Source organism: Flavihumibacter sp. CACIAM 22H1 (assembly GCF_001601815.1).
In the GTDB taxonomy this organism is placed as follows: Bacteria; Bacteroidota; Bacteroidia; order Chitinophagales; family Chitinophagaceae; genus Flavihumibacter.
The window spans coordinates 1-10,184 of sequence record NZ_LUKG01000110.1; the positions used below are offsets into that span (position 1 = coordinate 1).

General features: G+C 46.2%; 5 protein-coding genes and 1 pseudogene. 3 read left to right on the forward strand and 3 right to left on the reverse strand.

The genetic code is table 11. The annotated features are described in order from the left end of the window. A pseudogene (locus tag A1D16_RS19895) lies at nt 1-202 on the reverse strand (hypothetical protein); the annotation flags it as partial. 62 nt (nt 203-264) lie between these two features. Here A1D16_RS19895 and A1D16_RS19900 point away from each other — a divergent pair. Together A1D16_RS19900 and A1D16_RS19905 are read left to right on the forward strand one after the other, a co-directional pair. Then, the gene (locus A1D16_RS19900) at nt 265-2,163 is read left to right on the forward strand and encodes an ABC transporter transmembrane domain-containing protein (protein ID WP_290712798.1); all 1,899 of its coding nucleotides are present in this window, start codon (nt 265-267) and stop codon (nt 2,161-2,163) included. Further along, entirely contained in the window at nt 2,156-3,112 is a 957-nt protein-coding gene (locus tag A1D16_RS19905) for an alpha/beta hydrolase (RefSeq protein WP_290712801.1), read from the forward strand. Before A1D16_RS19900 ends, A1D16_RS19905 begins: the two co-directional genes overlap by 8 nt. Here A1D16_RS19905 and A1D16_RS19910 read toward each other — a convergent pair. Together A1D16_RS19910 and A1D16_RS19915 are read right to left on the reverse strand one after the other, a co-directional pair. Continuing rightward, the gene (locus A1D16_RS19910) at nt 3,095-4,090 is read right to left on the reverse strand and encodes an acyl-CoA dehydrogenase family protein (protein WP_290712803.1); all 996 of its coding nucleotides are present in this window, start codon (nt 4,088-4,090) and stop codon (nt 3,095-3,097) included. The genes A1D16_RS19905 and A1D16_RS19910 overlap by 18 nt on opposite strands. Continuing rightward, a complete protein-coding gene (locus tag A1D16_RS19915; RefSeq protein WP_290712805.1) occupies nt 4,087-9,483 on the reverse strand; it encodes an MG2 domain-containing protein in 5,397 nt (1,798 codons plus the stop codon). Before A1D16_RS19915 ends, A1D16_RS19910 begins: the two co-directional genes overlap by 4 nt. A gap of 90 nt (nt 9,484-9,573) precedes the next feature. On the opposite strand from A1D16_RS19915, the gene A1D16_RS19920 reads away from it, so the two are divergent. Then, a partial coding sequence (locus tag A1D16_RS19920; protein WP_290712808.1) for a transglycosylase domain-containing protein occupies nt 9,574-10,184 on the forward strand: 611 nt, incomplete at its 3' end.

Consider the following 10,184-nt stretch of genomic DNA (forward strand, 5'->3'; position numbering starts at 1 on the left):
CAGATAAACTGCCCGACCCCATCTGGTATTGATGATTGTGTACGTCTATAAAGGGGTATTTTGCCTTCGTTACCAGATGTTCAGGTACCACCAGGGTAGACGGGGGATTATAGGTTTCAAAGTCGATTTTAGGTTGTTGGGAGCAGGCGGCCAAACCATTCGACAACAAAACAATGGACAGAACTGTAATTCGTAGGAGCATATTGAGTCAATTAAGCGGGTTGCTGACGTATCTTGCGGTCAATTAACCAGAAACGTAAAAATATGGCAAGAGGACGGTATAGGAACAAAGAGGAAGAGTCGAATGAACGGCCAAAAGTTAAAATTTCGAAAGAATCGCTGAAACAGGCCCTGGTCCTGTTTACTTATCTCCGCCCTTACCGCGGGCAATTTATCCTGAGCCTGGTATTTATTGCCCTGTCCGCCTTAACCACCAGCCTGTTTCCCCTTTTCCTGGGAAAAATGATTGACGCAGCCGTTCCCGGAGCAGGTGGGTCTGCTGGCATCAGCAGCGGGGCAGCCATGCCTTTTGCCGATCAGCTCCGATCGGTGAAATGGAGTTTGAACACCTCCTTACTGCTGATTTTTATTACCCTCAGTTTCCAGATGTTTTTTTCCTATATGCGGGTGTACCTGCTAACAGCAGTGGGAGAACGCTCCCTGGCAGGCATGCGGAAAGACGTATACAGCAAACTGCTAAGTATGCCAATGGCTTATTTTTCAGAAAAAAGAGTAGGCGAATTAAGCAACCGGATCTCTTCGGATTTATCACAGATTCAGGACGCCATCTCCTTTACGCTCGCAGAATTTCTGCGAGGCATTTTCACCCTTGTAATAGGCTTGCTTTTTATTTTCTGGATCAGTAAAGAACTGGCCCTGGTAATGCTGGGTGTGGTTCCGGTAATTGCCATACTGGCGGTGTTTTTTGGAAAAAAAATACGCCGGATGGCCAAAAAAGCACAGGATCAGCTTGCAGAAAGTGGTACCATTGTTCAGGAAACCTTTCAGGGTATTACCGTAGTGAAAGCATTTACCAGTGAGTTTCATGAAATCACCCGGTATGTAAAAAGCATTTTTGCCGTGGTAGATACCTCCATTACCAATGCGCGTTACCGGGGTGCATTTGTTTCTTTTATGATTTTCAGTGTTTTTGGCGCCATCGCTTTTGTAATGTGGTACGGAGCAAACATGATTCAATCGGGCCAGTTATCGCTGGGCGCCCTTACCATGTTTGTTATTTTTTCCATGTTTGTAGGCGGTACTTTTGCAGGTTTTGCAGATATGTTTTCTCAATTGCAGAAAACACTGGGAGCAACTGAAAGTATCCGGGAAATTTTACGGAGCCAAAGTGAACCTGTATCGCTGGAACCGATCCGGATAGACCCTCAAAACAGGATCCTGGGCGATGTTCGTTTTGATGCCATTCATTTCAGCTACCCCTCCCGCAAAGACACACCGGTATTGAAAGGCCTCAGTCTTATAGCCGGTAACGGACAGCAGGTAGCCATCGTGGGTCCAAGTGGTGCCGGCAAATCTACCCTCGTATCCATGTTACTCCGTTTTTACGAGCCCGATAAAGGAACCCTCTATTTTGATGGCCGACCTGCAAGTTCTTTCCCGCTTTCTGAATTACGTGCGCAGATGGCCTTTGTTCCGCAGGATGTGCTGTTATTTGGTGGAAGCATCAAAGAAAACATTGCCTACGGAAAACCGGATGCCACGGATGAAGAAATTATGCTGGCTGCCAAAAAAGCCAATGCGCATAACTTCATCGATGCGTTCCCCGATAAATATGCAACAATCGTAGGTGAAAGAGGTATCCAACTAAGCGGAGGCCAACGCCAGCGGGTGGCTATTGCCCGGGCCATCTTAAAAGATCCTGCTATTCTTATCCTGGATGAAGCCACCTCCTCACTCGATAGTGAAAGTGAACAACTGGTGCAGGAAGCATTGGAAAATCTTATGAAAGGCCGCACTTCCTTTGTAATTGCACACCGGCTGTCAACTATTCGTAATGCCGACCTGATAGTGGTAGTAGATAAAGGAGTGGTACATGAGTCGGGAACCCATGCAGCGTTAATGGCAAAAGATGGATTGTACCGTAAATTAAATGAAATGCAGTTCGAATTTGGTGTAGTTACCCAATCCCTTACAGATGAGTAAACAGTGTATGCCCATTCGTTTTATTGTAACTATTATTTTATCTGCGGTTAGTCTACCCTACCTGCAGGCACAAACAGCTTCCGGCAACCGTTATAAAGACATCCAATTCGAAAAAATACAGCGAACCAGGAATCTTTCCTATTACAACCAGGAGACAGAGGGACTGAAAAAAAGAGTCCACCAGTTCGACTGGTATTATTCAGCAGCTGATACGCAAAGCCGGCGCCCACTTATTATAGCTATGCATGGGGGCGGCTTTAAGCTCGGCAACAAATCTTCCGACAGTACGCCCTTCTGGGCAAAAGAACTGGCTAAAAGAGGCTATGCTGTTGCCTCCATTAACTATCGCAAAAGCCGGAAAAAACCGCTGTCTAAATTTGAGGATCTTTCAGAAGCCTGCTTTGATGCATTAAAAGACCTTCAACTGGCTATCGCCTACTTCAGGGAAAATGCGCACCACTATAAAATTGACCCGGACCGCATTATTCTGGCTGGCAATTCTGCCGGGGGAATGATGGCCTTGCACGCTGTTTGCAGCAGTGAAGCTGAATTCCGCGCTTACCTGAAAAAAAACAGTGCCGGTGCCGACACGGTTCATAATCCCAATAGAGTAGTAGCTGCCATTAACATGTGGGGATCAATTTATGACAGCAGTTGGATCGCTAATTGCAGGGTACCTTTAGTATCTATACACGGCAGCAAAGACCGGGTAGTGCCCAATAATTCAAGTACAGGCCCGTTTTTCGGAACAGCTATAATTGAACGGCAGGCCCTTGCTGCCGGCATTCCCCATTATGTACGGGTCTACCAGGGGGTTGGACATGAATTGCACCGCCATTTCAATCCCGTTTTTGGTGGAGGTTGGGGTGCCAGAAAAAGATGGAAGGATATGAGCCAACACATCAGCAATTATCTCTACCAGCAACTTTCTTTAGGAGAGCTTCCTTAACAAGGGGTGCAGTGCTGCCGTGTGCAGGTTTCTCCATACGCGGTTTATTTCCTGCTCTTCCCGGGCAGCCCTCAAGCCCATTCCTGCATATAAATCCTGAACAAAACGAAGTACAAGGGCTGTTAGCTGTCTTGCCTGCCGGGAACTTTCCTGCACTTCCGTTGGTGACACCTGGTTGCCGGCTTGCAGTGTCTGCCAATGACGACGGGCATTTTCCAACAACCTGTTTCTTTCCTGGTAAAATTCGGTTTCGGGTAATGACAGCTGTACCCCGGCCAGTTCTGCAAACCGGCTTGCCATTCCGCTGGTATTCACAGCCAGCGTATAGGCTGCCAGGAGTTCAAAAGGACATCTGAACACAGGGTCGGGATGCGTATAAGCCGATGGGTTGATCCGGAAAAACCGGTTAGCTGGTATCCATTGAGGCCTGACCCGGAAACCATGGCTGGCAGTAGCCTTCATTCCCATCGTGGTCCAGTTGGAGAATAATTCAACTTCATCGGCATAAAAAAGAAATGCGGCCATATCGCCCTTCAGGCAGAGATTGGCACTGAAATGGGTGGCGTTACCAGCGCCGGTAGCATGCGGCCAACTTCCTTCCACCCAGTAACCACCGTCCAGCGGTACAGCAGTACCCCCTGCGTCTCCACTACCGGCTATGCACAATCGATCTTTTATAAAAAGGGCGGATCGTAGATCTTTCTCTAAAAAACCAAGGAACCAGTGCGCCCCACTGCAAAGGGTTACTGTCCAGCCGAGTGATGCGTCTACCGCTGCAAGCTGCTCCAGTTTCAGCAAGGCATCCGGCAAGGCCAAGCCCATTCCCTTCATATCTGCAGGCAGATAAAGATTCAACCAATTTTGCTGGTGAACCAGCTCCCATTCAGCGGCTGAAAGTGTTCCGCGGAGTTCAGCTTCCTGCGCATGCCCTCGAATATCTGCTACCAGGTCTGCATTAAGAACGTGCTCCTTTTTCATCGATTGGTAATAGTGATTTTTCCGGCACCATTATAGGAATGGTATTCGCTGTTATACATAGCATCCGCACTGGCAGGGCCCTGTTGATATACCCCGGGCGAAACAGCACGTACCGCGTAATAATAGACCTGCCTGGTTCTGTCGGCATCTACAAACAGGTGAATTCTATCATCGCGCACATCCAGTGAAACCGGGGTGGAAGCGTCTTTTATCCAATCCATTCCGGGAATATCTTTGGTACGTGGGTTCTCAATTTCGAAGCCAGCCGGCAGCAGATCAGTAAGCACTACATTTTCGATCGTGCCTGTGTATGCTTTATCCAGCGTTAACTGCACTATAATCAAATCGTTCTGACGGAAAGTTTTTCCTGTGAGGGCACGACCATTCCTATCAAAAAATGCCCGACGGATCTTCAGGTATTGATCTTCTTCTTTATAGGATCCGGTGGCACTGATTCCTTCTGCCTCCCACCAGTAATAAACCGGGCCGGCCGTTGCTTTTACCTGTACAGTTCCAGTACCCAAACCGGCTGCATCCACCGTGGTGCTGTTGCCGGTCATAGTACCCACTGTTTTTCCATTTACGAGAATGGCGGCGCTTGATTTGCCTGCCTGTTGTTTAGCAGCCAGCTTACCCAATGCCAGGAAACCAAAACTAGCTTCCTGGGTACTGTACCAGCTTCTTTGTTTAAACCGTTGAACCAGGCTTTTTGCCATTACAGGAACCTGCGGATGCAGCGGATTCACTTCCAACAAAACATTTAGCGCAATGGCTTCGTCTCGTATAACCGAATAAAAGCTACCGCCGGTTTCCGCAACGGCTTCTTCACCAGAAAAGCTTGCCGGTAACAACTCGGCAAAACGGTTTTTATCACCAGCCAGTGCATAGGCAGCTGCCAGCAGGTATTTACTATCCAGGCTCAGCAGTTCGGGCTTTGATTTGTAATAATTCATCGAGGAAATATTAGGTTTGCCGGCAAGTGCTAATACATACAGACTGTAAGCCATTTCTTTGGGGGCAATTTTTTTATACTGGTTGGTATTGAAATAATAATTTACCGTAACCTTGGCACCCAACCGCTGGTTGATATAACTCAACAGGGTTTCCAGCAGGGAGCGGTCCACTTCAAAGCCGGCTTTTTTTGCTTCCAGGAGAAAATGAGCGCCATATATTGAAGTCCACCAATGTTCAGTTTTATCGTTATCCCATAAAGACAATGCACCGTTGTACAATTGTCTCATTTTAATTTTGCGGATTGTTTCCAGCACATTGGCAGCAGCGGCCTTTTTAGAGGCATCGCCTTTCTGCAATAACTCGCTCAGATCGGCAAAATACAATTGTGGAAATGCGGCAGAGATGGACTGTTCTGTACAACCATAGGGATAGTTGACTAATTTTTCCAATACACCACCCAGTTCCAGTACAGGCGATCTGCTGACCACCAATTTTCGACGAACCGATGCCGGTATAAAATCAGGATCGCCAATTGTAAGGCTGGCAATGGAATTAGCCGCCACCAAGCCGCTGCCACTGCGTTTTTGAAGAGTAGATGCCGGGCGAACGGTTAGTTCGATTTCTTCGGTATAAGTGGTGCCCCCTGCTGCTACGGCCAGTTTCACCTTTGCCTCACCAATGGTTTGTTTGGCAAATGCTTTAAATACCAGTCGCTGTTCACCATTGGCCGCAACGGTCAGTGGCTGCCCCGCCTGCTCAGCAGCGGCAACTGCACCACTTACCTGTACTTGCGCGCTTCCGGTAATTGCCTGGCTGGTTGTGTTGTTTATTGTAACAGGAATATCAATACTATCGCCCGGGCTCATAAAACGGGGCAATGCAGTACTAAGCACCAGTGGATCGGCCACCTTCATAGTTTTTTCTGCAGCCCCGAAACGATCGCCTTTATGCGCCACTGCCATTAAACGTACTTCACCCGAAAAGGTCGGAATTTCTACAGAAAAGCTTGCCTCTCCCGAACTATTGGCACTAACCAGCCCACTCCAATAAGAAAGAATTTTTACCCGTTTATTGGGCATTGGATTAACCCGCTGATCCATTCGAAGGTCTCCATCGCCCCCTGTACTGCTTCGGGTAGCTTTTAATTCGGGGAATAACAGGGGATATAAATCAAATGCATTCACTGCCAGCGCACGGTCTGCATAAAAATAACTGTACGGATCCGGTGTTTTGAAATCGGTCACCTGCAATACCCCGTTATCGACAGCTGCCAAACTAACCAGGGCACCGGGGGCTGCTTTTACCCGCACTGTTTGTGTTTTTTTAGACCTGCTGGAAGCTTCGGCCAGTATTTCAACCGGTATCACTCTTCGCTTATCCGACACTGTTACACCTTTAAAGCCATGCGCAACGGTTAATGGTATATCCGATTGTGCATGAGGTTTGATAAGTGTTGCCGTAATATAAACATTGGGTAAATGTGCTTCCGTTATTGGCAAAGAAACGGTAGCAGTACGTTTGTCCACATTAAGGTACCTATAACTAAGTACTTTATCCTGCTCCATAGTTACCAGCATGCGTCCACTAAACGGAGTTTTAAACAACAGCTTCACTTCTTCACCGGGACTATAAGAAGCCTTATCAGTTTCGATATCAATATTACCATCGGTATCTACTTCAAAGGAACTATAATCTCCTCCCCAATAACCATAGCTGTAAAATGAGCGGCTTACATAAGTAGAACTGCCCGGCAGGCTCAGGCGGATCTCATAGTTTCCAGGCGAGCGGGGAACAAAGGAATAAGAAGAGTTTTCGCCAGAAATAGTAACCATACTGCTGGCAATAATTTTTTCTTCCCGCTGCGATTCATAGCGAAAATAATCGCCACTTTTACTTAATACAGTACGGTATTCCTGTTTGATCACCTCCAGTTTTGCCTGCTGGCCATTGATCACCTGCTCTGCTTTGTTTAACGCAATCAACGGAAACTTAACTGCCTGGTTAAGTGGAAAATAATCATACCCGTTGTAACCGATTCCCAAAAATGCAGATTGCGTACTTATATCAGCTTCCACTACCCTGCTTACCGGGCGGCCGGTTTCATCAAAAACGGTGGTAAAAAAACGGGCTTGCAATAAGCCTATAAGTTTATAGAACCCAGGCACTGTATAACTGATACTGGCTTTACCCTGGTCGTCTGTAGTACCTTCTTCAAATTTCTTATCAAAGAAACTCTGCAAATTAGTAAGCGCAAACTGGTAAGCCTTGAATTTTTTAGGAGAAAACATGCGTTGTTTTACCTGCACTTCAGTTTCGTAGCGACGGTTTGCAGCAGGCGGACCAAAAAAATTCTGCGCCTCAACCAACAGGTTAGCGGATTCACCGGGTTTTAATTCTTTGGCAGTAAGGCTGGTTTGAACTTTGATCCGATCCGGTACAAACTCTTCTACCTGTATTGGCAAACTAGCCAATAACACCTCATTGCCACTGTATAGTTCCAGCAAATAAGTGCCGGTAATGGCTGCCACCGGTAGCTCAATACTACCTTCTGTACTTCCCTCTTTATTCAGGGTTTTCCGGAAATTCTTCATCTCCTTTCCGGTCGGGAAAAGAATTTTACATTTCACCGGCAGATCTGCTACCGCTTTCCAGGTATAATCCCGTACGATGGCCGCAAAATGGATCTGTTCACCCGGCCGGTAAATACCTCTTTCTGTATACACATAGGCATCTAACCCGGTTGCATTTAGTTGTTTCCCGCCTACATCAAAACGAGACGTATTGACCCTGGTATTTCCAAAGAGGAGATAATTGAAATCGGATGCTGTTTTCGCAATCACCATTGCAGGTTTGAAACCAGCTGTTTCTTTTCGGGTTAAAGCAATTTCTGCAACCCCTTCCGCATTGCTTGTACCCATTCCCAATACCTGGTTATTAGCACCATAAGCTACCAGGTTTACCCCGGTTAAGGCGGCCGCATTTTTAATGGAGTTGGTAAAAACCACCAGCTTTTCGGTGCCTTCTTTAACGATCATACCTATATCGGAAAGTGATACCAGGCGGCTGTCATTTACCCAGTAGTCGTCGGTAGACCGTACTTTGATATGATAAGCCCCTTTTAATTCGGGCAGGCGATCTTCGAGGTTAAATTCCAGTAACTGTGAATTACCCATCCTGGGCAGGCTTCGTGTATCAATTTCTTTTTCATAAATAACATCTCCCAGGGTAAAATCTCCCTCTCCACCATAATAATAGGAATCATAATCATTACCGCCGCTGATTTCTTTGGGATAATAGCCATATTTATTAGCTGCCAGCAAATTGGATTCATAAATTTTTGATACCACCAATTTGATCCTTGGCACATTTATAATTTTCAATTCAATATGCCGGGCACCTTCCGAAGAAATATAACTGGCTTTTCCATTTACAAATCGAACCGAAGGTTCCAACTCCCCAAAAGCCACCGTTTCTATTATCTCTTCTTTCAACTGTCCGCCTAATACGCCTTTTAATCCTTTTTTCAGTTTCAACTGGTAGCTTTTTTCCGCATTGATGGATTCACTGGTTATGATAAAACCATCTTCCATCAATTGTACCTGGAAGGCAGTTGCAGGGTCCAGGCTGATAAAATTCTTCAGGCCGGCTTCAGTTACCTGTTGGCTGGTTCTAACCAGTATTCTGCCGGCTGTTCCGTCGTGCTCTGCCTGTACACCGTTAATTGTTAATACAAAGGGTGAAGGGAGCAATATTTTTTGCTCCAGCACATCTTTAGACCCCTGCTTCCCTCCCTCTGGCACAATACCTTTCGCCAGGCTGAGAGAAAGGGCAATATCTCTATCCTCTGCTTTGATTCCCTGCAAACGAAGCGAAATCTTTGAATCTTTCCCTACCGTTACAATTGAAAAAGCAACGGGCCGGTTACCTTCTGTAAGAACGATCTGGTCTTTTAAACCGGCAGCATCTACTTTATAATTAAAATAAAGATCAACCTGCGGATAGGGAGTGGTACTACCATCCTGCGGTAAAAGCCAGGCCGAATTGATTTCCTCCACCTGCAAAAGCGGGGTGGAAAATTCCAGGGCATCGCCTTTTTCTATCTTGTTAAAGGCAGAGCCTTTCAAAAGGGGCCCTGTAAGTTTTGCTTTATAGGTAGTGGCCGGCAAAAGCGGACTGGCCGGTGAAAAAACCAGCGTATTCGATTGCTCCCACCGAAACCGACCGGGTATGGCCGGTTCAAACTGGATGTATTCGGTGGAATCCCACTGATTGAGCAAGGAATCGGCTACAATGGGATGGTTAAAACGGAAAACCAGGTTTTGAAGGGGTTGAACTTCTTTTTCCGCATTCGTATATTCCAGCACTACCGCTTTTCGATTACAGGCCAGTGCAGCAATAAAAAGAACAACTACCAGCAGGGTTCGTTGGAGAGAAGGCATAATTGGTTGGAATTGTCATCAAATGTATCTACTAGTTTAACGAAATCAAAATATAGGAAACCTGTAAGTTTGTTAAACCAATTCAGGCACTTGAAGTTTCAGAAACGAATCAAAAAAACACTTACTGTTTTACTGTCACTGCTGGCACTGGCAGTACTGCTGCACCTGTTATTTCCGTTACCAGCGGAGCCCGAGTGGTCAACTATTATAAAAGATAATAAGGGTTCGGTTGTACATGCCTTTTTAACCGCAGATCAGCAGTGGCGCATGAAAACAGAATTGGAAGAAATTTCTCCCCTGCTTCAGAAAGCTATTATAGAAAAAGAAGACCAGTATTTTTATTATCACCCGGGTATAAATCCACTGGCAATTCTACGTGCGGGCTGGAACAATATGCTGCACCTAAAAAGGACCTCCGGTGCTTCTACCATTACCATGCAGGTAGCCCGCGCGCTGGAACCGGGCAACAGAACCTGGTTTAAAAAAATCAGTGAAGCATTCCGGGCAGTTCAACTGGAATGGACCTACAGTAAAAAAGAAATTCTTCAGCTCTACCTTAACCTGGTACCTTATGGTGGAAATATTGAAGGCGTGAAATCCGCCTCTGTATTGTATTTTCAAAAAAATCCGGATCATTTATCACTGGCAGAAATAACGGCATTGTCGGTTATTCCGAACCGGCCGAATTCATTGGTAATGGG